The organism is Mycetocola lacteus (assembly GCF_003667575.1).
Classification (GTDB): domain Bacteria; phylum Actinomycetota; class Actinomycetes; order Actinomycetales; family Microbacteriaceae; genus Mycetocola; species Mycetocola lacteus.
In genome coordinates this window covers 123913-147276 of sequence record NZ_RCUY01000002.1, presented here as the reverse complement: position 1 = coordinate 147276, position 23364 = coordinate 123913, and the positions used below count along the sequence as shown (strand labels likewise).

Genomic DNA, 23364 nt, shown 5'->3' with positions numbered 1-23364 from the left:
GATTACACTCGTTTGGGTGACTCTTCAGAACCATCTCGGTGAACGTGCCTATCCCGTCCGTCCGCGCATCTGGCATCAGCGTAACTATCAGCAGCTGAGGAAGGAACAGCGGCCCGCCCGGGCGCAGGGGCGTTCGCTGCTCACCTTCGCGATCGCGGTTCTCGCGGCCGCCGTGGTGTCGGTGAACTGGCACACCATCTCCGCGGCGCTGCCGTTCACCCCGGACACCACCTTTGCCCCGGTGCTCACCGCGGTGCTGGCGTTTGTGGTGGTGGCGTTTGCCGTCTCGAGCCTGGATTCCTGGGGCCCCTGGCGTGATCAGCGCCGCTACCGACGACTGACCGGCGCTACCGAGATCACGCCCGCGCAGCAGTCGCTGCTGGCGCTGGATGCCGAATCGGATTTCCGTTCGGGACTCTGGAACTCCAGCCTGGAATTCTCCCCGGCCTGGTCAAAGCTGCCCGAATCGCTGCGCAAGAAGTACGCCGACGGTGCCAAGGGCTACCCGATCATCTCGCTGCCCATGAACGATCTGCGCGACCTGCAGGCCGACCTGGATAAGCGCACCCGGATCGCCTCCGAGCGTGACCTGGAACTGTATGTGGCCGATGGAATGGCCCAGCACAGCATGAGCGCCCGCTTCCAGGCGATCCTCAACGGTCCGGATGCCGAGCGGATGCTCACCCGCATCGCCGGCCTGACCGGTTTGTCGGAGTGGGACCTGCGCGCGCTGGCCGAACCGCAGGCCGGGCGTCCGCCGCTGCTGCTGTGGGCGGGGGATGTGCAGCGCCTGATCGCGATCGTGCGCACCGCGTTTGTGGCCGGGCAGGTGAGCGAGCAGACCGCCTGGACCCTGATCGAGCGGCTGGGAAACGTTGCCTTTGCCCTGTATGCCGATGCGGCTGATTACTGGCGCGGCGTGCGGATCGCCACCGCGTTCGCCTCCGACGAGGTCGCCGCCCTGCAGGCCTTTGACGAGACCATGAAGGAGCTGCGCGACAGCGGCTGGCCGGCGACCCGCGCCGCGTTCCCGACCCTGCCCGTGGACACCCTGCCCGGCCAGATCCGCACCCCCGAGGTGCTGCTGCCGCGCGAGGAGGCGAACTAGTCCGTCCCGCGCAACGGCCCCGTCCGGTGAGAATTCTCACCGGACGGGGCCGTTGTGGTGTTTGTTGTCTGACCCGTATCGGGTGTCCGGAGCCTGCGCGGGGGAGCGCTGCTGCGGGGTCTAGGCGTGTGCCGCCGGATGTTCGGTGCCGTCGGCCCACACCCGCTGCAGGGTGAGATCGTCGTTCCAGAGCAGCACATCGGAGGGGTAGCCGACCTCGATTGCGCCGAGGTCCCGCTCACGCCCGAGTACCCGGGCGGGGGTTTCGGTGAGTGCGCGCACGGCCTCGGGAAGCGGGATGCCCACGACATGGACCGCGCGGTGCAGTGCGGCATCCAGGGTCAGGGTGGATCCGGCGATCGAACCGCCCTCAACCAGCCGGGCGGTGCCCTCGGTGACGAGGACCTCGAGGGAGCCGAGCATGTAGTGCCCATCGGCGGCGCCGGTCGCGGCCATCGCATCGGTGACCAGGGCGATCCGGCCGGGTGCCTCGGTGAAGGCCAGGCGCACAACGCTCTCGTGGACGTGCACGCCGTCGTTGATGACCTCGAGGGTCACGCCGGGGCTGTCGATCGCGGCCAGCACCGGGCCGGGCGCACGGTGGTGGATCGGGTGCATCGCGTTGAAGGCGTGGGTGAGGAGGGTCGCCCCGGCGTCGAAGGCGGCGCGGGCGGCGGTGTAGTCGGCGTCGGTGTGCCCCACGGCGACGATCACCCCGGCGGCGGTGAGCTCACGGATGGCTTCGGTTGCCCCATCGAGCTCGGGGGCGATGGTGATCTGGCGCAGCGTGCCCTGGCCGGCCTCGATCAGCCGGTCCACCGTGCGCACATCGGGGGTGCGCAGGGCCTCGGGATCGTGGGCGCCGCGGTGGCCGGGGTCCAGGAATGGGCCCTCGAGGTGGCTGCCCAGGACTCCCGAATCGGTTTCGGCGAGGTCGGCAACGATCTCCAGGCGGGTGACCAGGTCCTCAACGTCCGCACTGACAAACGACACCACCGCGCGGGTTGTGCCGTGGGAGCGGTGCAGGGCAAGGGCGGTGCGGATCGCCGCCTCACCGTCCTCAAACGCGACGCCCGCGCCGCCGTGGCAGTGCAGGTCGATCAGGCCGGGGGTGATGATCTGCCCGGTTCCGTCGATCACCGTGGTATCGGGGCTCTCGGCGACCCGTGTCCGCCAGGTGTCGTCGGTGCCGCGGGCAGTAATCCCATCCTCGTCAAACTCGATCCAGGCGTGCTTGGTGCTCTGCCCGCCGGAAATTACGGTGGCCGAGTGAATGAGGTTCCGCATACGCACGAGTGTAGTCCCGCAGCGTGTACTCCGGCAGCCCGAGTCGTCGGTTGTGACAGAAGTGTCCACCGGGGACAACGGCTTGGTTAACGCTGGGAAACCTCCGCCCACGAGCCCGCCCCGGGATGCTAGGCTAATCGCGTCGCGACTGGCGTCGGTGGAGCGGGATCGCACCACTCAAGATGGTTACCATCGGGGAGCGACCGACACGGATTCGACCGCACGCCTGGGCCGATACGGAAAATTGATGTTTTGTCCGCCGCTGTCATCAGAGGAGCCAGTTTTGACCGACCTATTTAACGCCCCCCTTGCCGAAGTAGACCCGGAGATCGCCGCGGTCCTGGAGCAGGAACTGGGTCGCCAGCGCGACTACCTCGAGATGATCGCCAGCGAGAACTTCGTTCCCGTTTCGGTGCTGGAATCCGTGGGTAGCGTGCTCACCAACAAGTACGCCGAGGGTTACCCGGGCCGTCGTTACTACGGTGGCTGCGAGGCCGTTGACGTCGCCGAGAACCTCGCGATCGCCCGCGTCAAGGAGCTCTTCGGGGCTCAGTACGCAAACGTCCAGCCGCACTCCGGTGCCACCGCAAACGCCGCCGTCCTGGCCGCGATCGCCAAGCCGGGAGACACCATCCTCGGTCTCGAGCTGGCACACGGTGGTCACCTGACCCACGGTATGAAGCTCAACTTCTCCGGCAAGCTCTACAACGCCGTGTCCTACGGTGTTGACCCCGAAACCTTCCTCGTGGACATGGACGTCGTGCGCGCCCAGGCCCTCGAGCACAAGCCGCAGGTCATCATCGCCGGCTGGTCGGCGTACCCGCGTCAGCTGGACTTCGCCGCGTTCCGTGCGATCGCCGACGAGGTGGGCGCGACCCTCTGGGTCGACATGGCTCACTTCGCCGGTCTGGTCGCCGCGGGCGTTCACCCCTCGCCGGTGCCCCACGCCCACGTGGTCTCCTCGACCGTGCACAAGACCATCGGTGGACCCCGCTCGGGCTTCATCCTCACCAACGATGTTGACCTCGCCAAGAAGATCAACTCGGCCGTGTTCCCGGGCCAGCAGGGTGGACCCCTGATGCACGTGATCGCCGGTAAGGCCACCGCGTTCAAGATCGCCGGTAGCCCCGAGTTCGCCGACCGTCAGCGTCGTACCCTCTCCGGTGCGAAGATCGTGGCCGAGCGCCTCACCGCCCCGGACAGCAAGGCCGCCGGCATTGACGTGCTGACCGGTGGATCCGACGTGCACCTGGTGCTTGTTGACCTCCGCAACTCCGAGCTCGACGGCAAGCAGGCCGAGGATGCGCTGCACGAGGTGGGCATCACCGTGAACCGCAACGCCGTGCCGTTTGACCCGCGTCCGCCGATGGTCACCTCGGGTCTGCGCATCGGTACCCCGGCGCTTGCGACCCGCGGATTCGGCGACGCCGAGTTCACCGAGGTTGCCGACGTGATCGCCCTCGCTCTGCGCCCCGGCGCCGACCTGCCCGCCCTGCGTGCACGCGTCGCCAAGCTTACCGAGGCGTTCCCCCTCTACCCGGGACTGTAGGGATGACCGCACAGAAGCTTGATGGTCTCGCCGCGGCGAGTGCCATCAAGGATGAGCTGCGTACCCGGATCGAGGCTCTGCGCGAGCGCGGCATCGTTCCCGGGCTCGGCACCCTGCTGGTGGGTGAAGACGGTGCCTCGCGCTCGTATGTGGCGGGGAAGCACCGCGACTGCGCCGAGGTCGGAATCGAGTCGATCCGCGTGGATCTGCCCGAAACCGCGAGTGCCGAGGAGATCCGTCAGGCCATCCGTGACCTGAATGAGAACCCCGCCGTCACCGGGTACATCGTGCAGCTGCCGCTGCCCAAGGGCATCAACGAAAACGAGATGCTGGAGCTGATCGACCCCGCCAAGGACGCCGACGGCCTGCACCCGACCAACCTTGGCAAGCTGGTGCTCGGCGTGGGCGGCGAACTGGATTCGCCGCTGCCCTGCACCCCGGCCGGCATCATCGAGTTGCTCGAGCGCAGCGGGGTCTCGATCCCTGGAAAGCATGTGGCCGTGATCGGCCGCGGCATCACCGTGGGTCGTCCGCTGGGCCTCTTGCTGACCCGTAAGGGCATCGACGCAACCGTCACCCTGACCCATTCGCGCACCCCGGATCTCGCGTCCGAGGTGTCCCGGGCGGACATCGTGGTGGCTGCCGTGGGTGTGCCGCACCTGGTCAAGCCCGAGTGGATCAAGCCCGGTGCCGCGGTGCTCGACGTGGGTGTGACCCGCGTGGGTACCACCGAGTCCGGCAAGGCGAAGCTCTCCGGAGACATCGACCCGGCCGTGGCCGAGGTTGCCGGCTTCCTCTCGCCGAACCCCGGCGGTGTGGGCCCGATGACCCGTGCACTGCTACTGAAGAACGTGGTGGAGGCAGCCGAGCGGCTGTAACTTTTCCCACCTGTAACGGGCATGACCTCAGCTTTTGAGGTCATGCCCGTTACTCGTTCCTGGACACCGTGTACGAGCGGTGTTAGCCTGAGGGTGTAGGACGCGTAAGCCTCCCACATCTGCCAACGCCTCGCTTCGCGGGGCGTTGTGTTTTTAACGCGGCCAGATTGCTTCCTTCCGTGTGATCGAACGAATGTTTTCTACGATTGTCTCTATAGCCCGAGCAGAGTCTGGGTTCTTCTCCTCGATCGTGTTGGCTCGGTTAAGGAAGTACGTTGCAACATCGGCTGCTTGCAGGAGACGGCTGGCGTCCGACGGCCCAAAATACAGGGTGTCGTGTATCTGAGTGAGCTGCTTCGTGACATAGCCGGGTACGGTAGCAAGCTTGAACCGTGAGAGGTTCTTTCGGCTGCTCGCGGCCGAGTGGTGGTCGTCGGCGAGCACGATTCCAGTGCTCCCACTGCAACGGTAGAAGAGATGATTATCGATGCTCTCTAAAAGGTGGGCCAGCGCGAGCAGATGCGCAGGGAATGGGGCGACGTATTTTTCTTTCTGTCGGGTGATATCGATTCCTCGAAAGATGAAATCTGCCCCGGAGCTTGCCAGGATACTCGAGATTATTTTGCAGGTTTTCACTCTCCACCCAGTGGAGACTTTCTTCCACGGGCCGGTTCCTTGAAAGATCTCGACGGCATGAAACTCTGTCTCGATGTCGAACCCATGAATATTGCGCGCGAGCATCCCCGCTAGTTTTTCCATCTCGCGGTCAATGTAGGTCAGCGATTCTGCCTCGACGACGAGACCCCCGAAGAAATAGAAATTGTCGTCTCGTCCCGACTCATCAATGTAGATAGCCCTCATAGCCCTAACCTAGATGCCGGATACGTTCCGCCAGCAGTTGAGTAAAAGATTTGCGGACGAGCTGTGAGAATCGCGCGTAATTCAACCGAAATGAGGAATTCCCTAGGACATTGCGGACACAGATCTTGGCCGTCCGCAGAGGGTTTAGTGAGCACCGTATCGTCACAGCCGCGAAGGAACGTTCCACCAGCGAGGATGGCTTATGGCTCAGAAACTCCGGGGCGCAGGTCTAGATCGCGGGGCGGTCTGCTTTGGGAGTATTGTCGAAACCGGTGGCAGGTGGCCGCCGTCGAGGAGGCCTAGAAACACGATGCACGCAGCTCCCAACGGACAGAGCTTCACACTCACCCATGAACACGGCGATCTTGCGCTGAACGCCGAGATTACCGAGGTGGCCGCGGGCCTGCGGGTCCTCACCGTGAACGGCGTGGACGTGCTTGCCCCCTACGACGTCACCGAGCCTCGTCCGATGGCCTCGGGCATCGTGCTGGCCCCCTGGCCCAACCGCGTCGAGGACGCCCGTTGGGTACTCGATGGTCAGGTGCAGCAGCTGGATGTGACCGAGCCCGCGCAGTCAAACGCGATCCACGGCCTGCTGCGCTTCACCCCGTATACGGTGCTGGAGCAGACCGCGAACTCGATCCGGCTGGCGGCGACCGTGTTCCCGCAGCACGGCTATCCGTTCCACCTCGACACCGAGGTGGACTACGTGCTGGACGAGCGCGGCTTGACCGTGACCCACCGCCTCACCAACCGCTCGGAGACTCCCGCTCCGGCCGGTGTCGGCGCACACCCGTACCTCACCATCGGCGGCGTTCCCGCCTCGGAGCTGACCCTCACCGTGGCCTGCGACACCGTCTGGGAGGTCAACGCCCACCAGATCCCGCAGAGCGAGGTGCCCGTGGGCGCGGGCAACGATCTGCGCCACGGTGTCGCCCTGAACTCGGTGGTCCTGGATCACGGCTTTGCCGCCCCGCACGTCGTGGACGGCGTGAGTGCCCACACCCTCGCCGACCCGGCCGGACGCACCGTCACCATCTGGGGTGAGGAGCGTTTCGGGACCTGGCAGGTCTTCAACCCGACCCGCTATCCCGGAGACAACGCGGTGGTCGCGATCGAGCCGATGACCGCCCCGGCCAACGCCCTGAACAGCGGCATCGGCCTGGAGTGGATCGCCCCGGGTGAGACCTGGAGCGTGAGCTGGGGCATCCGCGCCGAGGGCTTCACCGCCTAGTTACACACCAGCCGTTCGGGCCGTGGGGATCTTCGGATTCCCGCGGTCCGTCTGTGTTTTGAGGCGCAAAAAACCGGGCCCGTCGCGATGCGACAGGACATGCCGTACGTAATTGACTTAATCGAACATGTGTTCGAATATTAACGCATGTCGCTCGCTTTCTCCTCTCGTGTGGGCACCGGACCCGCTCGGCCCGGTGCCGATTCCGGTGCCGCCGAACGGGCGGGCACCGTGGCGGCGCTGCGTGAGCGCATCCGGGGGATGCAGCGCACCGAACTAGAGTCTCAGCCACTACCGACGCTGCCGATCCTCGGCGACCTGCTGCCCGGCGGTGCGCTGCGAGCGGGCGGAGTGTATGCGGTGCCGGATGCGCCGGTGCTGGCGATGGCGCTGGCCGCGGGGCCGAGCCTGGCCGGGTCCTGGAGCGCCGTGGTGGACCTGCCAACCTTTGGCCTGGAGGCCGCCGAGCGGGTGGGGATCAACCTCGAACGCCTGGTGGTGGTGCCCCAGCCCGGTGCACACTGGCTGGAGGTGGTGGCGGCGCTCGCCGATGTGGTGACCGTGATCATCACCGGGCCCGCCCCACACCTGAGTACGTCGGATCGTGCGCGTCTGACGGCTCGACTGCACCAGCGAGCGGCGACGCTGGTGACCCTGGGCACCTGGCCAGGGAGCGACGCAGAGCTGCATAATAGCGCCGGAAACTGGGGTGGGATCGGCGCGGGATTTGGATATCTGGGGGCGCGGGAGCTGAGGGTTGAGGCGACCGATCGCGCCGGACGCCTGCGTCGAGCCTCGCTGACCCTGGCCGAGAGCGGCGGGTTGATCGCGGCCGAGCGACCCGGTATCCGCGCGGTGCCGCGGCCCGAGCGCCGTTTAGCGGGGGTGGGCTGATGCCGCGGGACTGTGTTTCTGGGTGGGTGATGCCGCCCTGGTCGTGGTGTGTGCGGTGGGTTCCTGAGCGCGCGGGTGTTGGTGTTGTGGCTGTGCGGTGGGTGATGGGTCGATGAGTGAACGAGTGGTGGCACTGTGGCTTCCTGATTGGGCGGTCCTCACCGCCGCCGAGGATGCGGAGATTTCCCTCGAAGCCCCGGTGGTGCTGACCGCGCGCGGCGAGGTGTTCGCCGCGAATGCGGTGGCGCGGGCGCTGGGGGTGCGCCGAGGGTTGCGCATCCGGGAGGCTCAGGAGCGGTCGGCCGAGGCGGTGTTTCTGCCGTATCGGGAGGATGTGGATCATCGACGATTCGAACCGCTGATTCGAATCCTGGAGGGCATCGTGCCGAGTATTCAGCAGGTGCGGCCGGGGCTGTGTCTGGTGCCCGGGCGTGGTCCCGCGCGCTACTACGGAAGTGAGGCGGCGGCGGCGCAAGCGCTGACCGCGGCGCTGCGGGAGGAGGGGGTGATCCCGGCCGGATCGGCGGTACGGATCGGCGCGGCCGACGGGGTCTTTGCCGCTCAGCAGGCGGCGTACCGTGCGGTGCCGTCTTCCCTGCCGGAGGCGCCGGGGACGGTGGCCGAATCCGAGGATGCCGCCCCCATTACCGACGCGATCCTGGTGATCCCGCCCGGACAGTCGGCGCGTTTTCTCGCCCAGATGCCGGTGACCACGCTGGGCGAACCCGAGCTGACACGGGTGCTCGCCCGGCTTGGCGTGCACCGACTCGGGGAGCTGGCCGCGCTGCCGGCAGCCTCGGTCCGGGACCGGTTTGGGGCGGCGGGGGAGCAGGCGCATCGGATCGCCGCGGGAGAGGATCCGCGTCGGGTGCGCCCACGCATCCCACCGGCCGAGCTTGCGGTGGAGCGCGAGTTTGATCCGCCGCTTGAGCGCGCCGACCAGGCGGCCTTCGGGTTCCGTGCCTCCGCCGACCGCTTTCTGGCGGGCCTGACCGAGCATGCGCTGGTGGTGAGCGCGGTGCGAATCGAGATTATCGGGGACCGTGGCGGGCGCAGCGCCCGCAGCTGGTTGCACCCCCGACACCTCGATGCGGGCGACGTTGTGGACCGGGTGCGCTGGCAGCTGCAGGGATCCGGGGCGATCGAGGCGGCGCTGTCCGAACCGGTGGCGCTGATCCGGGTGATCCCCGAAACCCTCGCCGCGATGAGCACCCAGGAGCCCGGGCTCTGGGGCGGCGGACCGGACACCCGCGTGCATAACGGGCTGACCCGGTTACAGGGGATGGTGGGTCACGACGGGGTCCTGACCGCCCGGATCGGCGCGGGCCGCGAACCGCGGGAACGTCAGAGCCTGGTGCCCTGGGGTGAGCGCGATCCGCGCACCGATCCCGCCGGTCCCTGGCCCGGGAGCCTGCCCGGGGCGCCACCCCAGACGGTGCTGGCCGAGCCGCTGCCGGTGCGGGTGATCGATGCGGCGGGGGAGAGCGTGAGCATCACCGACCGGGACATGCTGAGCGCCCCGCCACACCGCCTGGTGATCCCGCCGCTGCCGCGGATCGCCCCGGGCGGGGTGGACTCGACGGTGCGGGCCTGGGCGGGCCCCTGGCCGGTAATCACCGGGACCACGGCCGAGCGGGTCGACCGCTTTCAGCTGGTGGATGAGCGCGGCCACGGCTGGCTGGTGCGCCGTGATCGTAGCGAGTGGTGGGCCGAGGCTCGCTACGACTGAGCGGGCCCTGGCGGCCCAACACATCGATGATCGGGGCGGGCACCCGCCCAGGCAACACAGCAGAGAGGAGCGCGAGATGGGATTCTCGAATCCGCCGATCCCCTGGTCGGAGTTTGAACGCCGGCTGAGCGGGCGGCGCACCGCCGAGGCCGCACCGGAGACCCCGGAGACGGCTGCCGAACCGTGCGCCGAGGACCTCCCCGGAGCGACGGACGGCCCGGGATACGCCGAGCTGCATACCCACTCCAACTTCAGCTTCCTGGACGGGGCATCCGGCCCCGAGGAGCTGGCGGATGAGGCTGCCCGGCTCGGACTACACGGCCTGGCCCTCACCGACCACAACGGGTTCTACGGGGCGGTACGCCTGGCCGAGGCCGCCGAGAAGCACCCCGATCTGCACACGATGTTTGGGGCCGAGCTGACCCTGGGCCTGGACGCCCCGCAGAACGGGGTGCCCGATCCGGCCGGTCAGCACCTGCTGCTGCTTGCCCGGGGGATCGAGGGATACCATGCGCTCGCCGGGGCGATCACCCGCGGGCAGCTCGCCCCCGAGGCCGAGAAGGGCGCACCGCGGTTCGATCCCGATGTGCTGGCAGAGAGCCTGCGCGACCGGGTCATCGCCCTCACCGGCTGCCGCAAGGGGCCGGTGCGATCGGCCCTGGAAGCCGAGGGGCTGGATGCCGCCCGGGCCGAACTCATCCGGCTGGAGGAACGGTTTGGACCCGAGAACGTGCTGGTCGAGCTGACCGACCTGGGGGATCCGCGTGACAGCACCCGCAACGACGCTCTGGCCGCCCTCGCCCGGGAGCGTGGCCTACCGATCGTGGCGACCACCGGTGCCCACTATGCGGCCCCGAACCGTCGCCCGCTGGCCCGGGCCCTCGCCGCCGTGCGCGCCCGCACCAGCGTGGACGCCCACGCCGGCTGGCTGCCCGCCGCCGGTGGCGCGTATCTGCGTTCCCCGGCCGAGATGCACGCGCGCTTCGCCCGGTATCCGGGGGCCGCCGCGCACACCGTGACCGTGGCCGACGAGATCGGGTTCCGGCTGCGCTCGGCCCGCCCCCGGCTCCCGCGGCAGGAGGTGCCCGAGGGGCACACCCCGATGAGCTGGCTGCGCGAACTCACCTGGCGCGGGGCCGCCAAGCTCTATCCGAATATGAGCGAGGGCGACCGCGACCGCATCACCCGCGAGCTCGCGGTGATCGAGCAAAAGGACTTCCCCGGCTACTTCCTCATCGTGCACGATATCGTGCAGTTTGCGCGCTCGCGCGGGATCCTCTGCCAGGGCCGGGGTTCGGCCGCCAACTCGGCCGTGTGCTACCTGCTGGAGATCACCGCGGTGGACTCGATCGCCTACGGTCTGCCCTTTGAACGCTTCCTCTCCAGCCTGCGCGCCGAGGAACCGGACATCGATGTGGACTTCGATGCCGACCGCCGCGAGGAGGTCATCCAGTACGTGTACGAGCGCTATGGACGCTTCAACGCGGCGCAGGTCGCCAACGTCATCACCTACCGGCCCAAGGCGGCCATCCGGGACATGGCCAAGGCGCTGGGCTATACCCCGGGGCAGCAGGATGCGTGGTCTAAGCGGATCGAACGCGGCAGCGCGCTCGCCGAGGATCCCGAGATTCCCGAGGAACTGCGCACCCTCAGTACCGAGCTGCTGGGCTTTCCCCGACACCTGGGCATCCACTCGGGCGGCATGGTGCTGACCGATCGCCCGGTGGGGGAGGTCTGCCCGATCGAACACGGCCGGATGGATGGACGCACGGTCCTGCAGTGGGACAAGGATGACTGCGCCTGGATGGGCCTGGTCAAATTCGACCTGCTGGGCCTCGGCATGCTGGCGGCGATCCAGCACTGCTTCGATCTGGTGGAGGAGCACACCGGCGAGCACTGGGACCTCCACTCGCTCCCCAAGGAGGAGGCCGGGGTGTACGACCAGCTGTGCCGGGCCGACGCCGTGGGGGTTTTCCAGGTCGAGTCGCGCGCGCAGCTGGGGATGCTCCCGCGGCTGCGCCCGCGCACGTTCTACGACCTGGTAATCGAGGTGGCGCTGGTGCGTCCGGGGCCCATCCAGGGCGGCGCGGTGCACCCCTATATTCGTCGCCGGATGGGACAGGAACCGGTGACCTACCTGCACCCGAGTCTCGAACCGGTGCTTGAGCGCACCCTGGGGATCCCGCTGTTTCAGGAGCAGCTGATGCAGATGGCGATGGCCGTGGGCGGCTGCGACGCCGAGGATGCCGACCTGCTGCGCCGGGCGATGGGTTCCAAGCGCGGCCGGGAGAAGATCGCGACCCTGCGCGAAAAGCTCTATGCGGGCATGGCCGAAAACGGCATCGTGGGGGCCGAGGCTGACAACATCTACGAGCGGATCGAGGCCTTTTCCAACTTCGGATTTGCCGAGAGCCACTCGATCAGCTTCGCCCTGATCGTCTATGCGAGCGCCTGGCTGCGCCTGCACTATCCCGGCGCGTTCCTCGCCGCACTACTGCGCGCCCAGCCGATGGGGTTCTACGCCCCGCACACGCTGGTGGCCGATGCGACCCGGCACGGCGTGCGCACCCTGCGCCCGGACCTGCATCGTTCGGGGGTGGACGCCGGGCTGGAACCCCTCCCGGCCCAGAGCACCGAGCGGTGCGGTATGGACGCCTGCCTGCACACGCCCGCCGAAAGCCCCGGCCCCTTCGACCCGTCGGGTCCCGTCCTCGATCATGAGCACCGTCGCGACACCGGCTTTGCCGTGCGCCTGGGCCTGGCCGGGATCACCGGGATCGGGGCCGAGGCGGCCGCGCGGATCGTCGCCGAGCGTGAGCGTGGCGGTGAGTATCGGAGCATGGAGGACCTCGGCCGCCGCACCGGACTCTCGGCAACCCAGTTGGAGGCGCTGGCCACCTCGGGTGCCTGCGACGGGCTGGGTACCTCGCGTCGCCAGGCCCTCTGGCAGGCGGGTCCGGCATCGCGGGAGAACCCGAATCAGCTGGCCGGATCTGCGGTGACCGTCCAGCCACCGCTGTTTGCGCTGCTGGATGCCCAGGAAACCCTCGCCGCCGACCTCTGGGCCACCGGGATCTCGACCGATGATCATCCGATGCGCGGGCTGCGTACGGTCCTCGGCACCCGCGGAATTCTCGGGTCGGCCGCGCTGCGCGACACCGAATCCGGCCGGCGGGTGCGGGTGGCCGGGGTCGTGGTGCACCGTCAGCGTCCGGCCACCGCCTCGGGGATCACGTTTGTGAACCTCGAAGATGAGGACGGGATGATCAACGTGATCTGTAGCGTCGGCCTCTGGCAGCGCCACCGCCGAGTCCTGCGCGAATCCCCGGCCCTGGTCATTCGTGGCATCCTGGAGCGCAGCCCCGAGGGCATCATTAACCTGGTCGCGGACGGTGCCGAACCCCTGGATCTTGCGGTTCGCACCCGGTCCCGAGATTTTCAATAGCACGAGGTTTTCTCTCGAATCGAGTTTCGGGGCACTCCCTCGGTAGACTGTCAGCATGATTTTTGTAATTGCACTGGTCCTGTTCCTGGGTGGAATCTACCTGTTTGGTCTGGCCTTCCACCTGGAAGAGCTGCACGCGGTGGTGTTCTTCGCCGGAATCCTGGCGATTTCGCTGAGCCTCGCTATCCCCTTCCACATGCTGCGGAGGCGCTAGCGGGAGAACGGTGACCGTTCTCAAGGAGGGGCGTTCCGAGGCAATTGCCGGGGACGCCACGGCGCTATCACGCGTGTTTTCGGTGGTGGGTATCCTCGGTCTGATGACCGGGATCCTGCTGATTGGCGTTGCCGCCTATCGGCTCGATGCCGCCGGCGCGGGGATCGGCCTGGGTGTGATCGCCCTCGCCATCATCGTGCACGCGATCGGTGTGCTCCTGCGGCTGCGCCGGGGTTTTGCCTGGCGGTAGTCGCGCACCGCGCACCAACACTGAATGACGATTCCCCTACGGGCGAATCGTCATTTTTGTCTTTTCATTGGATTTTCAGCCCCCATCGACCAGAATAAAAACGTAGGTTATTCACTAGCTCGAGGAGGAATTATGGGATTCATCGAAGACGCCAAGGAAACCATCGAAGCCGGAGCCGAAAAGGTTTCGCGCGCCGCACACGACCTGGTGGACCAGGCCAAGGACAAGGCTGACGAGGTCAAGGCCGACGCCGAGGTCAAGAAGGCCGAGGCCGAAGCAGAGTCGGTCCGCGCCCGTAACGAGGCCAAGGACAAGCTGCGCGACTAGTCGCCAACTTAAACGGAGAGGCGGGGACACCACGGTGTCCCCGCCTCTCCGCGTTATTGAGGGTCAGCGGCGGGTCCCCGGCTGCCATCAAATAGGTAAGCGAACGCTAGCGGCGCGTACTGCGGCGTCCACGACGCGACATCAGCAGCAGCGCCAGTGCGCGCCAGCCGATCAGGAAGACCGCGAGGACTCCGGCGGTCACCAGCACAAACGAGATCGGAGCTTCACCACCGGCGAGAACCCGCAGCGGCAGGCCCAGCACCACGGTCGCCAGCCAGATCAGCGGACCGGTCCAGCGCAGGGCTACCGGGTTGCGCCAGGCGAGGGTGACGATCCAGCCGATCGCCGCACCCACCAGGAAGGGCCAGGCGGTTCCGAGGATCCCCAGCAGGTCGTTGCCCTCGGCGTGACTGCGCCGGCCCAGCATCACGAAGACGATGATCAGCAGGGCGTCCAGTGCCGCGGCGGAGACAATCGATCGGGTGGGGGAGGATCCAAAACGCATGCTCCCAGTCTAGGGGCGGGCGTACGAACGCGCGGTCGGTTAGCTGCGGCGCAGCGCGAAGAACATCACGACAAAACCGGCCAGGCCCACGATCATCGCGCCGATCATCACGCCCAGCTCGGTACCGGTTGCCGGGCAGGCGGCGGCGATGATGTCGTCCCCGCAGGTGCGCCAGGGCTGGAGGAGCCCCAGCACCAGCCCGACCACGCCGAGGGCCATGAGGCCCATGCCGATGAGGCCGAGGGGGTTTGCACGTCGTCTGGAGGCAGCCATGCCTCCATCGTACGGGGTGTGCGGGCCGCCAGCTTGTCCGGCTTGTCCGCCGAGCGGGGTTCCGGACACCGGAATTCCGGGCTGATAGCGCCTGTGATCTGGTAATTCATTTGATGCCAGGCGAGGATGGCGCCTATCGTGGCGCAGACCCACCACCGTCGGTGGGCCCACACGAGAGGACCCCGTCATGACCGCATCCCTCACGGAATCTACCCCGGACCGGCCCCGGGTTCGTGGGCCTCTTCTCCGACTCCTGTTTTCCATCCTGGGGGCCAACCTCGGGGTGTTTTTTCTCTGGGGCGCGATCCCGGGCATCCTCTTGCCGCTCCAGATTCAGGCCTTCGGGGAGGACCAGAAAGCCGAAAACCTGGCGCTGGTACTAGCGGTCGGGGCCATCGTTGCGCTGATCGCGCAGCCCTTGGCGGGCATGGTCTCGGACCGCACCCGTAGCCGGTTCGGGCGACGCAGCCCGTGGATGATCATCGGCGCGCTGGTGGGAGGACTGGGATTGATCGGTATCGCCAGCGCTTCCACACTGGTCCAGATCGTCATCTCCTGGTGTGTGGTCCAGCTGGCCTATAACTTTTCCCAGGGGCCGCTCAGCGCCATCATGCCCGATCGTGTGCCGGGACCCGTGCGCGGATTGTTTTCGGCGTTCACCGGGCTCGGGGTCATGGCGGGAATGGCGGGTGGACAGGTCATCGCCAGCCGGTTTGCCGCCAACATCCCCGCAGGCTACCTGTTTTTTGCCGGGGTGACCCTCGTGGTGCTGGTGGTATTTGTTTTCCTCAATCCCGACCGAGACAATCGGGGTGAACCGCGTGAGCCCTTCGACGTGGCGGCCTTTTTCCACACCTTCTGGGTCAATCCGATCAGGCACCCCGATTTCTTCTGGGGATTTAGTGGGCGCATGCTCCTCAACGTCGGAACCAACCTGGTGGTCGGATATCAGCTGTACATCCTGCAGGACTACATCGGACTCGGTGCTGAGGCCATCGGGCTGGTGCCGCTGGTGGCCGTCATCAACCTGGTGGCGACCACGGTTGCGGTGCTGGTCTCCGGGCCGCTATCGGATCGCCTGAGGCGTCGTCGCATCTTCGTGATTATTGCGGGCATCGGGATGGCGGTGGGATTCTCGGTGCCCTGGATCGCCCCGTCGGTTACCGGGGTGCTGATCTACGCGGCCCTCGGCGGATTCTTCAGCGGGATGTTCCAGGCCGTGGATACCGCGCTGATGAGCGAGGTATTGCCCTCAGAAAAGACCTTTGCCAAGGACCTCGGGGTCCTGAACATTGCGGCCACCCTGCCGCAGACCTTTGGCCCCGCGCTGGCCGGCCTCATCGTGGTGTCCTTCGGGGGATATGTGATGCTTTTCCCCATCGCGATCGTGCTGGTGGTGCTGGGGGCGATAGCGGTGATCCCGATTCGTTCGGTGCGTTAGGAGCGCGGGGTTGGCGGCTAGTCTCGGTCGACGACCGGGGTGACCTCGGGGCTGCGGATGTGCTCGTAGACCACCGAGGTGCGCACATCGGCAACCTCGGGCTTCTCGGTCAGCCGGTCAATCACAAACGCGTAAAGGTGCTCATTATCGGGCACGGCCACGTGCAGCAGGAAGTCTTCGGTGCCGCTGGTCACAAAGACCCCGATGACCTCGGGAAGGGTCGCCGCCCACTCGCGAAAGCCCTCAATATTGGCGCGTGTGGGTGGGCGAACACGCACGGCGACCATCGCCTGGACGGGGCGTCCGATCTTGGTGAGATCGAGTTCGAGCCGGGCACCTCGAATGATTCCACGCTCGCGCAGCGCACGGGTGCGATCCAGCGCGGTGGTGGGGGCGACGCCCACGGCGGCCGCGATGTCACGATTTGTGCGTCGTGCATCACGCTGCAATTCCCGCAGGATCGCCGTATCTAATTCGTCCAAACGGGCCATATCCACATCTTATCCGCAGAAAATACGAGTTTTCCACAGGGATATGCACATGTTTATAAACTGCACGATCATGAACGATTTAAATACGAGTATTTCTCTAGAATCCCGAACTTTAAACCAGGCCATTGGTTTTCGCGCGGACGAGATCCACCCGGGCGAGCCCACCCGGCAGGCGCGCCTGAAGTGGGTCATCGTGGTGAATGCCGAGCTTGCCCCGGGGCGGGCGGCAAATGCGGCGGCCTGTGTGGCGGCGGTGACCGGGTCCGTGGTGTCCGGAATGCTCGGGGACGCTGTCTTCGATGCCGACGGGTCAGAGCATGCCGGGCTGCCCTGGGCCGGGTGCAGTGTGCTGGTGGCCTCGGGTGAAAAGCTCGCTGCGATCCGGGCGAAAGCGGAGACGCGCGAAGACATGCACGTCGCGGATATGCCTGTGCTTGCGCAGGAAACCCGCGTCTATGCGGAGTATCTGGAACGAATGACCGAGCGTGTGTCGAGTGAGATTGCCTATGCGGCGGTTGGCCTGGTGGGGGAGCGCAAGCGTGTTGACCGACTGGTGGGTGGGCTTTCGCTGCTGACCTAGCGGTTCGGCGCCTCGGTGCCCCAGCCGTCGCGGAGGAGATCAAAGATTTCGTTCGCGGCGGCGGCGGGATCGGTGTGCTCGCGAATCAGGGCGGGGACCTGCACCACGAAGCGTGCCAGGGTCGCCGAGCGAAGGTCGTTTTCGGGGCGACCTGATGCCTCGGCGATGACGGCGGCGAGAGCGTCGGAGTGCCGCGCCCACAGGCGATCGGCGTACTCGCGCAGTGCCGGAGTCTGGTCGAGGAGGCCGGCGATCCCCACGAGGCGCGGGTCGGTGGAGATTGGGACCCAGGTGGCCAGCGCATGGCCGCGAAGCGCCTCGAGAATCGGGGTGCCCTCGGGGCGTTCGGTTACCGCGGAGGTTAGCTCGGAGGAGAAGTCCTCGCTGCGATCAAAGAGCAGGGCCTCCTTGCCGGTGAAGTGTTTAAAGATCGTGGTGGTGGAGACATCTGCGCGTTCGGCGATTTCCCGGATGCTCACGGCGTCAAAGCCACGTGCGAGGAACAGTTCCAGGGCGGCGTCGGCGATGGACTGCCGGGTTGCGGCCTTCTTGCGTTCGCGTCGTCCGGGGCTCTGTTCACTGGTCATATCCCTCAGTGTAATACATGGTTCATTCATTACAAAAGTGCAACGGTTGCACTTTTGTAATGATTGTGTTTATCTTGACCCAGAGACGTCGTCAACCGCGACATCCCAGTGAAAGGACACGAATCATGACCCCTCCCGTCCTCGCGAATAAGCGAATCAGCATCATCGGTGCCGGCCCCGGTGGCCTGGTGTGCGCGCGTATCCTGCAGCGCCGTGGGCTGAGCGTTACCGTCTATGAGCGTGAGGCGAGCGAACATTCCCGTGGTCAGGGAGGCTCGCTCGACCTGCACCCCGATGACGGGCAGCGCGCCCTGGATGCGGCGGGCCTGCTGGATCAGTTCTTTGCCCGTGCGCGCTTTGACGGACAGGCAATGCGTCAGCTGGGAATTGATGGGAGCGTGCGGATGAGTCATGAGCCGGATCCCGATGACACCTCTGCACCTGAAATTGACCGCGGTCACCTGCGCGACCTCCTGCTGCACTCACTCGATGCGGGTACCGTGCAGTGGGGGCGTGCGCTGGAGTCTGTGGAGGGTGCGGACGCCGGCCCGCGAACCCTGGTTTTCGCGGACGGTTCCACGGTGGAAACCGACCTGGTGATCGGTGCCGATGGAGCCTGGTCGCGCGTGCGTCGCGCGGTCTCCGACGCCGTGCCCCTCTATTCGGGAGTGAGTTTCCTGGAGGCGTGGTTTGACGATGTGACGGTCGCCCATCCCGAGCTTGCGGCGCTCGTGGGTGCCGGAAGTGCACTGGCCACCGATGGGGATCGGGCGCTATTCGCCCAGCGTAATTCCGGCGATCACATGCGTGTCTATATCGTGCGTCGACAGCCGGTGGACTGGCTAGCGATGGAGGGGCTCGTTGCCGAGGATGCCCCGGGGATCCGGGCGCACCTCCTCTCCGAGTTTTCCGAGTGGGCACCCGAGCTTCGTGACCTGTTCGCCGAAAATGATGGTGACTACGTTGATCGTCCACTCTTTGTGTTGCCCGCGCCTCATGTCTGGGCGCCGTCGGCGACCGTGACGCTGCTCGGGGACGCCGCGCACCTGATGCCGCCGGTGGGGGTTGGGGTGAACTATGCGATGCTCGACGGGGCCGAGTTGGCCATCGCCCTGTCTGAGTCGGACAGCATTGAACGGGCTCTGCGCACCTATGAGGGCACCATGATTCCGCGGTCGAGTGAGCTGGCGACCGCGCTGGAAGGTAATGCGGATTTCCTGTTGGGAATGGACGGGCCGCCCGAGTTTGCCGAGGGGGAGGACCCCTTCGGGGCCGATGGTCCGGGTGGATTCCCCGGAGGTTTTCCGGGCGCGCGATAGTCCTCTCCCGGGTGCGGTGACGTCGTAGTTGATTTTGTACATACTAGTAGTTACAGTTAACGCATGACGACCCGCGAGAAGCTTACGACCGCCATGGCCGACCTGCTCTGGGAGCGCGGCTACGCGGCCACGAGCCCGCGAGACGTCCTGGACCGTGCGGGCGTGGGCCAGGGCAGCATGTACCACCACTTCAGTGGCAAGCATGAGCTCGCCGTAGAAACGCTGCGCGAGACGGTCACCCGGGTCACCGAGCGTTCGATCCTGCTCACCGGTGAGGGTACCCCGATGGAGCGCATCCGCGCCTATCTGACGCTGCCGCGTCCGGGCGTGCGCGGGTGTCGCATCGGCCGGATGACCCAGGACCCGCAGGTGGTCGAAGACGCCGAGATGATCGGCCTTGTGGCCGGAGGGTTCGACCTCATCATCGAGCGCTGGACCGCGGCCCTGACCGAGGCAACGCGGGACGGAGAGCTACCCGCCAGCGTCGACCCGAACGAGCTGGCCCACACCCTGGTGGCCGTCATCCAGGGCGGCTATGTGCTGGCCCGCGCGCACGGCGATCAGGCCCCGATGGATGCCGCGATCCGTGGAGCCCTGGCGCTGCTGGACGCCGCCGGTGCCCCGCGCCCCGAGATTTAACCGCACAACAGAAGGAGTACCCATGTCCACTCGGATTGGAATCAACGGCTTTGGTCGGATCGGCCGCAGCTACCTGCGCGCCGCCCTGGCGAGCGGAGCCGACGTTGAAGTGGTCGCGATCAACGACATCACCAGCGCTAAGACCCTCGCAAACCTGCTGGAATGGGACTCGATCTCCGGACACCTGGACGGTGTTTCGGTGGACGGCGACTTCATCGTCGTGGGTGAGCGTCGCATCCGCGTGTTCTCCGAGCGTGAGCCCGACCAGATCCCCTGGGGCTCGGTCGGTGTGGACGTGGTGGTGGAATCTACCGGCTTCTTCACCAGCGAGGAGAGCGCTCGGCGCCACCTGGTGGGTGGTGCCCGGAAGGTCATCATCTCGGCACCGGCCTCGGGCGACCTGCCCTCGGTGGTGCTCGGAGTGAACGACGAGGTGATCGGCGACTCGGTGGAGGTCATCTCCAACGGTTCCTGCACCACCAACTCGCTAGCCCCACTGGCCAAGGTCCTGCACGATGCGTTTGGCATCGAGCACGGCCTGATGACCACCGTGCACGCCTACACGAGCGATCAGCGCCTGCAGGATGCCCCGCACAGCGACCCGCGTCGGGCCCGCGCCGCCGCCCTCTCCACCATCCCGACCTCCTCGGGGGCGGCCAAGACGATCGGCAAGATCATCCCCGAACTTGACGGCAAGCTCACCGGGCTGGCCCTGCGCGTTCCGGTGCCGGTGGGATCGATCACCGACCTCACCGTCAAGCTCACCCATCCCGCCACCGTGGAAGAGGTCAACGCGGCGTTTGCGGCGGCCGCCGCCTCTGGGCCGCTGGCCCACGTACTGGAGTACTCCGAGGCACCGATCGTCTCCGCCGACATCGTGGGCAACCCGCACTCGACGATCTTCGACGCTCCGCTCACCCAGGTGGTGGGCGACCAGGTGAAGGTCTTCGGCTGGTACGACAACGAGTGGGGATTCACCAACCGTCTGGTGGAGCTTTCCGAACGTCTCGGGGCGTAGTATCTCCCGGCGGCCGGGCACCCGCGGGGTGTCCGGCCGTCGTTTCGCCATCCCCGTCTGCTACGCTCGGGCCAGTTCAACCCGAGGGAGCAGCGCATGTTTGATCCGTGGAACCTCACCGACGAGCCCGGCCGTCCGGATGCGGTCTTTGCGATCACCGGATCCACCTCGGGCATCGGCTACTTTATTGCCGAGCAGCTCGCCCAGACCGGCGCCGAGATTGTGCTGCTGGGGCGCAGCGAGGAGCGGATCGATCGGGCCCGGCGCGAGATCGAAAGCCGCGTCCCCGGGGCGCACACCTCGGGCATTCGAGTGGACCTATCCGATCTGGAATCCGCCACCGCCGCGGGACAGGCCCTGGCTAAGCTGCCCCGCCTGGATGCGCTGGTGGCCAACGCCGGACTCATCTCTGCGGGGCGTCGCCGGCAGGTGACCGCGCAGGGTCATGAACTCGTGGTGGGTACCAACCATCTGGGGCATTTTGCGCTGGTGGCGGCCGCTCACCCGGTATTGGAGAACACCGCGGGCAGCCGGGTCATCTCGATGGGCAGCATGCTGGTGGGGAGGCTCAAGCTGGATCCGGGCAATCTGATGAGCGAGCGTTCGTATCGGCCCCTGCAGGCCTATGCGAACTCCAAACACGCGACCGAACTCTTCGGGTTTGACTACCATCGGCGCCTGCGTCGAGCGGGGCTGAACATCACCTCGATCGTCGCGCATCCAGGCGGTGCGATGGATCAGATGACCCCGTCTCGGGAGGGAATCGCCGGCGCCAATCGTGCAACCCGCACCCTGTTCTCCCCCGTGCACGCGGCCATCCAGGGCAAGGACTCAGGTGCGCTGCCCGCGACCCGGGCGGTGCTGGATGCGGAGGTTCGAGGCGGCGACTATGTGGGCCCGATTCACACCTCGCGGGGGCGGCCGGTGCGGCTGCGCCCGCATCCGATGAGTATCGATCAGGAGCGGGCAGCCTGGCTGTGGCAGCGCACCGAGGAGCTGACCGGGATCCGGCTACTCTCCGACTAACCGTGAGCGCGGACACCTGGGTGTTGCGCCGGGAACCGGAGTAGGATCCAGGCAGCAGCGCCTCTTCCCCCTCACCAAAGGACCCTCGATGACCCAGTGGACCGCCCAGAACCTGCCCGATCTCTCCGGCAAAACGGTCATCGTGACCGGTGCCAGCAGCGGCATCGGCGAGGTGACGGCACGGGAGCTCGCCCGGGTGGGTGCCCGCGTGATCCTCGCGGTCCGCAACGTGGAAAAGGGGCGGGCGGTGGCCACGACCATCGACGGAGACACCGAGGTGCGTGAGCTCGACCTCGGCAGCCTGGACTCGGTGCGTGCCTTTGCCTCCGGGGTCGAGGGCCCGGTGGACATCCTGATCAACAATGCCGGGATCATGCAGGTGCCCGAGCAACGCTCGGCGGACGGGTTTGAGCTCCAGCTGGCGACCAATTTCCTGGGGCCGTTCCTGCTCACCAACCTGCTGCTGCCGCGGATTACCGAGCGGGTGGTGACGCTGTCCTCGGTGATGCACCGGATGTCGCGGATGGACGGCAGCGACCTCGGTTGGCAGCGCCGAAAGTACAGCGATATGGGCGCGTACAGTGACTCAAAACTCGCCGACGTGTACCTGGCCAAGGAGCTGCAGCGCCGTCTCGAAGCCGCCGGGAGCCCGGTGCGCTCGGTCCTCGCGCACCCCGGAGTTGCGCTGACCAACCTGGCGGTGGGCACCAGCTCAAGCTTCATCTACCGCTTCCCGAAGTTCGTGAACGACGCCGCCCACGGTGCCCTTCCGACGCTATATGCGGCCACTCAGGATGTCCCCGGCGGCGCCTTTGTGGGACCCAACGGAGCATTCGGGATGAAGGGGTACCCGAAGGTTGGCGACTCCAACCGCCGCGGCCGCGACCCGGAACTGGCCCGCACCATCTGGACCTCCGCCGAGCGGATGACGGGGCTGGCTTAGGGCCGTGGTGTCAAACGGATAGCAGCGCCCGGCACGGGGGCGTGCCTACTCGGGGGCTGGCGGGGCTAGAATCTCGTGAGCCTCGACGCGGGACGCCGCGATCTCGGGGTCGCCGAGGCCGAGGATGCGCAGGCACGAGGTGGCGATCATCTCGTCATCCAGGGCGGTGCCCGGATTCGGATCACGGCGCAGCTGGATCACGGTTTCGGCGAGCTGGATGAGAAGCAGCCCGATGCGTTCCTCGCCGAGGGCCGCGGCCACCCCGGGCGTCGCCGCGGCGATGCCCAGCTCGCCGTAGATCCTGCGCAGCCGAACCCGCTGCTCGCGGAAGTGCTCGTAGCGCGGATCCTGAATCTCGGGGAGCAGGTACAGTGTGCCGATGTTGTGGGGTGCGGCGCGCAGGGTGCGGGTATCCACCGTGGCCAGGGCAAACAGCATGCCGGCCGGGCTCGCGCCGCCGACACTCTGCGCCCGCATGTCGTCGATAAAGTCGATGCTCGGGCGCACCGAGCCGCTGAGCAGCTCGGCCAGAATCTCGTCCTTGCCGGCGAAGTGATAGTAGAGCGACTGCTGGCGGATGCCGACCCGCTCGGCGATCGCCCGAGTTGAGGCCCCCGAGAACCCCGACTCGACAAACAGCGCGGCCGCCGCATCGAGGATCTGTTCCCGGGCCGACAGCGTGGATGCGGTGCCCTCCGCCCGGGCGCGCGGGCGTCCGGCCCTGCCGGCGGCGGTCGAAGATGAAGCCATAATCTCCATAATGTCA

The 23364-nt window shown here is 66.8% G+C and carries 24 protein-coding genes and 1 riboswitch; of the genes, 17 read left to right on the top strand and 7 right to left on the bottom strand.

What is annotated here, in order from left to right:
• Positions 1-16 precede the first annotated feature (16 nt).
• A complete protein-coding gene (locus tag D9V34_RS02805; RefSeq protein ID WP_183091818.1) occupies positions 17-1108 on the top strand; it encodes a DUF1266 domain-containing protein in 1092 nt (363 codons plus the stop codon).
• 120 nt (positions 1109-1228) lie between these two features.
• Here the strand turns inward: D9V34_RS02805 and nagA are convergent, their stop codons facing one another.
• Entirely contained in the window at positions 1229-2395 is a 1167-nt protein-coding gene (gene nagA, locus D9V34_RS02800; protein ID WP_121687417.1) for an N-acetylglucosamine-6-phosphate deacetylase, read from the bottom strand.
• A 134-nt stretch (positions 2396-2529) separates the two neighbouring features.
• A riboswitch (ZMP/ZTP riboswitch) is annotated at positions 2530-2634 on the top strand.
• 44 nt (positions 2635-2678) lie between these two features.
• On the opposite strand from nagA, the gene glyA reads away from it, so the two are divergent.
• The gene (gene glyA / locus D9V34_RS02795) at positions 2679-3944 is read left to right on the top strand and encodes a serine hydroxymethyltransferase (protein WP_121687416.1); all 1266 of its coding nucleotides are present in this window, start codon (positions 2679-2681) and stop codon (positions 3942-3944) included.
• 2 nt (positions 3945-3946) lie between these two features.
• Positions 3947-4822: a bifunctional methylenetetrahydrofolate dehydrogenase/methenyltetrahydrofolate cyclohydrolase gene (locus D9V34_RS02790; RefSeq protein WP_121687415.1), complete on the top strand. Its 876-nt coding sequence runs from the start codon at positions 3947-3949 to the stop codon at positions 4820-4822.
• A 153-nt stretch (positions 4823-4975) separates the two neighbouring features.
• Here D9V34_RS02790 and D9V34_RS02785 read toward each other — a convergent pair whose 3' ends face one another.
• Positions 4976-5683 (bottom strand): DUF3800 domain-containing protein, encoded by a 708-nt coding sequence (locus D9V34_RS02785; RefSeq protein WP_121687414.1) that lies wholly within the window; start codon positions 5681-5683, stop codon positions 4976-4978.
• Between the two features lie 310 nt (positions 5684-5993).
• Between D9V34_RS02785 and D9V34_RS02780 the strand changes: the two genes are divergently transcribed.
• From D9V34_RS02780 to D9V34_RS02755, 7 genes are all read left to right on the top strand, one after another.
• Positions 5994-6917 carry an aldose 1-epimerase family protein gene (locus D9V34_RS02780; RefSeq protein WP_121687413.1) on the top strand — a complete coding sequence of 308 codons (924 nt, stop codon included), beginning with the start codon at positions 5994-5996 and terminating at the stop codon, positions 6915-6917.
• A 147-nt stretch (positions 6918-7064) separates the two neighbouring features.
• Positions 7065-7811 (top strand): hypothetical protein, encoded by a 747-nt coding sequence (locus tag D9V34_RS02775; RefSeq protein ID WP_121687412.1) that lies wholly within the window; start codon positions 7065-7067, stop codon positions 7809-7811.
• Positions 7812-7923: 112 nt separating this feature from the next.
• On the top strand, positions 7924-9540 hold the full coding sequence (locus D9V34_RS02770) for a DNA polymerase Y family protein (RefSeq protein WP_121687411.1): 1617 nt from the start codon (positions 7924-7926) through the stop codon (positions 9538-9540).
• Positions 9541-9616: 76 nt separating this feature from the next.
• Positions 9617-12985, top strand: a complete 3369-nt coding sequence (locus D9V34_RS02765; protein WP_121687410.1) for an error-prone DNA polymerase — start codon at positions 9617-9619, stop codon at positions 12983-12985.
• Between the two features lie 55 nt (positions 12986-13040).
• Positions 13041-13199: a hypothetical protein gene (locus D9V34_RS17700; RefSeq protein WP_183091816.1), complete on the top strand. Its 159-nt coding sequence runs from the start codon at positions 13041-13043 to the stop codon at positions 13197-13199.
• A gap of 10 nt (positions 13200-13209) precedes the next feature.
• Positions 13210-13449 carry a hypothetical protein gene (locus D9V34_RS02760; protein ID WP_121687409.1) on the top strand — a complete coding sequence of 80 codons (240 nt, stop codon included), beginning with the start codon at positions 13210-13212 and terminating at the stop codon, positions 13447-13449.
• 132 nt (positions 13450-13581) lie between these two features.
• Entirely contained in the window at positions 13582-13776 is a 195-nt protein-coding gene (locus tag D9V34_RS02755; RefSeq protein ID WP_121687408.1) for a hypothetical protein, read from the top strand.
• A 106-nt stretch (positions 13777-13882) separates the two neighbouring features.
• Here D9V34_RS02755 and D9V34_RS02750 read toward each other — a convergent pair whose 3' ends face one another.
• Both D9V34_RS02750 and D9V34_RS02745 read right to left on the bottom strand, forming a co-directional pair.
• Entirely contained in the window at positions 13883-14281 is a 399-nt protein-coding gene (locus tag D9V34_RS02750; RefSeq protein WP_121687407.1) for a DUF3054 domain-containing protein, read from the bottom strand.
• 39 nt (positions 14282-14320) lie between these two features.
• Complete coding sequence (locus D9V34_RS02745; RefSeq protein ID WP_121687406.1) at positions 14321-14554, bottom strand: hypothetical protein; 234 nt, start codon at positions 14552-14554, stop codon at positions 14321-14323.
• A 187-nt stretch (positions 14555-14741) separates the two neighbouring features.
• Between D9V34_RS02745 and D9V34_RS02740 the strand changes: the two genes are divergently transcribed.
• A complete protein-coding gene (locus D9V34_RS02740; protein WP_121687405.1) occupies positions 14742-15995 on the top strand; it encodes an MFS transporter in 1254 nt (417 codons plus the stop codon).
• A 17-nt stretch (positions 15996-16012) separates the two neighbouring features.
• Here the strand turns inward: D9V34_RS02740 and D9V34_RS02735 are convergent, their stop codons facing one another.
• The gene (locus tag D9V34_RS02735) at positions 16013-16486 is read right to left on the bottom strand and encodes an Lrp/AsnC family transcriptional regulator (RefSeq protein WP_183091815.1); all 474 of its coding nucleotides are present in this window, start codon (positions 16484-16486) and stop codon (positions 16013-16015) included.
• A 70-nt stretch (positions 16487-16556) separates the two neighbouring features.
• Here D9V34_RS02735 and D9V34_RS02730 point away from each other — a divergent pair, with 70 nt between their 5' ends.
• Positions 16557-17066 (top strand): DUF2000 domain-containing protein, encoded by a 510-nt coding sequence (locus D9V34_RS02730; RefSeq protein WP_121687819.1) that lies wholly within the window; start codon positions 16557-16559, stop codon positions 17064-17066.
• On the opposite strand, the gene D9V34_RS02725 is transcribed toward D9V34_RS02730, so the two are convergent.
• Entirely contained in the window at positions 17063-17653 is a 591-nt protein-coding gene (locus D9V34_RS02725) for a TetR/AcrR family transcriptional regulator (RefSeq protein ID WP_121687404.1), read from the bottom strand. The two genes, D9V34_RS02730 and D9V34_RS02725, sit on opposite strands and share 4 nt — an antisense overlap.
• A 125-nt stretch (positions 17654-17778) precedes the next feature.
• Here D9V34_RS02725 and D9V34_RS02720 point away from each other — a divergent pair, with 125 nt between their 5' ends.
• The 5 genes from D9V34_RS02720 to D9V34_RS02700 all read left to right on the top strand — a co-directional run bounded on the left by D9V34_RS02720 (position 17779) and on the right by D9V34_RS02700 (position 22598).
• Entirely contained in the window at positions 17779-18972 is a 1194-nt protein-coding gene (locus D9V34_RS02720) for an FAD-dependent oxidoreductase (RefSeq protein WP_121687403.1), read from the top strand.
• Between the two features lie 63 nt (positions 18973-19035).
• A complete protein-coding gene (locus D9V34_RS02715) occupies positions 19036-19611 on the top strand; it encodes a TetR/AcrR family transcriptional regulator (RefSeq protein WP_121687402.1) in 576 nt (191 codons plus the stop codon).
• Positions 19612-19633: 22 nt separating this feature from the next.
• Positions 19634-20629, top strand: a complete 996-nt coding sequence (gap, locus tag D9V34_RS02710) for a type I glyceraldehyde-3-phosphate dehydrogenase (protein WP_121687401.1) — start codon at positions 19634-19636, stop codon at positions 20627-20629.
• A gap of 96 nt (positions 20630-20725) precedes the next feature.
• Entirely contained in the window at positions 20726-21655 is a 930-nt protein-coding gene (locus tag D9V34_RS02705) for an SDR family NAD(P)-dependent oxidoreductase (protein WP_121687400.1), read from the top strand.
• A gap of 88 nt (positions 21656-21743) precedes the next feature.
• On the top strand, positions 21744-22598 hold the full coding sequence (locus D9V34_RS02700) for an oxidoreductase (protein WP_121687399.1): 855 nt from the start codon (positions 21744-21746) through the stop codon (positions 22596-22598).
• A 45-nt stretch (positions 22599-22643) separates the two neighbouring features.
• On the opposite strand, the gene D9V34_RS02695 is transcribed toward D9V34_RS02700, so the two are convergent.
• Positions 22644-23348: a TetR/AcrR family transcriptional regulator gene (locus D9V34_RS02695; RefSeq protein ID WP_121687398.1), complete on the bottom strand. Its 705-nt coding sequence runs from the start codon at positions 23346-23348 to the stop codon at positions 22644-22646.
• Between the last annotated feature and the right edge of the window lie 16 nt (positions 23349-23364).

Bases quoted from the DNA above. Each gene is read 5' to 3' on its own strand.
- D9V34_RS02720 (WP_121687403.1), top strand. From the start codon at position 17,779: ATGACCCCTCCCGTCCTCGCGAATAAGCGAATCAGCATCATCGGTGCC.
- D9V34_RS02735 (WP_183091815.1), bottom strand. From the start codon at position 16,486: ATGGCCCGTTTGGACGAATTAGATACGGCGATCCTGCGGGAATTGCAG.
- D9V34_RS02770 (WP_121687411.1), top strand. From the start codon at position 7,924: ATGAGTGAACGAGTGGTGGCACTGTGGCTTCCTGATTGGGCGGTCCTC.
- D9V34_RS02725 (WP_121687404.1), bottom strand. From the start codon at position 17,653: ATGACCAGTGAACAGAGCCCCGGACGACGCGAACGCAAGAAGGCCGCA.
- D9V34_RS02755 (WP_121687408.1), top strand. From the start codon at position 13,582: ATGGGATTCATCGAAGACGCCAAGGAAACCATCGAAGCCGGAGCCGAA.
- D9V34_RS02775 (WP_121687412.1), top strand. From the start codon at position 7,065: ATGTCGCTCGCTTTCTCCTCTCGTGTGGGCACCGGACCCGCTCGGCCC.
- D9V34_RS02705 (WP_121687400.1), top strand. From the start codon at position 20,726: ATGTTTGATCCGTGGAACCTCACCGACGAGCCCGGCCGTCCGGATGCG.
- D9V34_RS02780 (WP_121687413.1), top strand. From the start codon at position 5,994: ATGCACGCAGCTCCCAACGGACAGAGCTTCACACTCACCCATGAACAC.
- D9V34_RS02745 (WP_121687406.1), bottom strand. From the start codon at position 14,554: ATGGCTGCCTCCAGACGACGTGCAAACCCCCTCGGCCTCATCGGCATG.
- D9V34_RS02695 (WP_121687398.1), bottom strand. From the start codon at position 23,348: ATGGCTTCATCTTCGACCGCCGCCGGCAGGGCCGGACGCCCGCGCGCC.
- D9V34_RS02785 (WP_121687414.1), bottom strand. From the start codon at position 5,683: ATGAGGGCTATCTACATTGATGAGTCGGGACGAGACGACAATTTCTAT.
- nagA (WP_121687417.1), bottom strand. From the start codon at position 2,395: ATGCGGAACCTCATTCACTCGGCCACCGTAATTTCCGGCGGGCAGAGC.
- gap (WP_121687401.1), top strand. From the start codon at position 19,634: ATGTCCACTCGGATTGGAATCAACGGCTTTGGTCGGATCGGCCGCAGC.
- D9V34_RS17700 (WP_183091816.1), top strand. From the start codon at position 13,041: ATGATTTTTGTAATTGCACTGGTCCTGTTCCTGGGTGGAATCTACCTG.
- D9V34_RS02730 (WP_121687819.1), top strand. From the start codon at position 16,557: ATGAACGATTTAAATACGAGTATTTCTCTAGAATCCCGAACTTTAAAC.
- D9V34_RS02740 (WP_121687405.1), top strand. From the start codon at position 14,742: ATGACCGCATCCCTCACGGAATCTACCCCGGACCGGCCCCGGGTTCGT.
- D9V34_RS02750 (WP_121687407.1), bottom strand. From the start codon at position 14,281: ATGCGTTTTGGATCCTCCCCCACCCGATCGATTGTCTCCGCCGCGGCA.
- D9V34_RS02790 (WP_121687415.1), top strand. From the start codon at position 3,947: ATGACCGCACAGAAGCTTGATGGTCTCGCCGCGGCGAGTGCCATCAAG.
- D9V34_RS02765 (WP_121687410.1), top strand. From the start codon at position 9,617: ATGGGATTCTCGAATCCGCCGATCCCCTGGTCGGAGTTTGAACGCCGG.
- D9V34_RS02700 (WP_121687399.1), top strand. From the start codon at position 21,744: ATGACCCAGTGGACCGCCCAGAACCTGCCCGATCTCTCCGGCAAAACG.
- D9V34_RS02715 (WP_121687402.1), top strand. From the start codon at position 19,036: ATGACGACCCGCGAGAAGCTTACGACCGCCATGGCCGACCTGCTCTGG.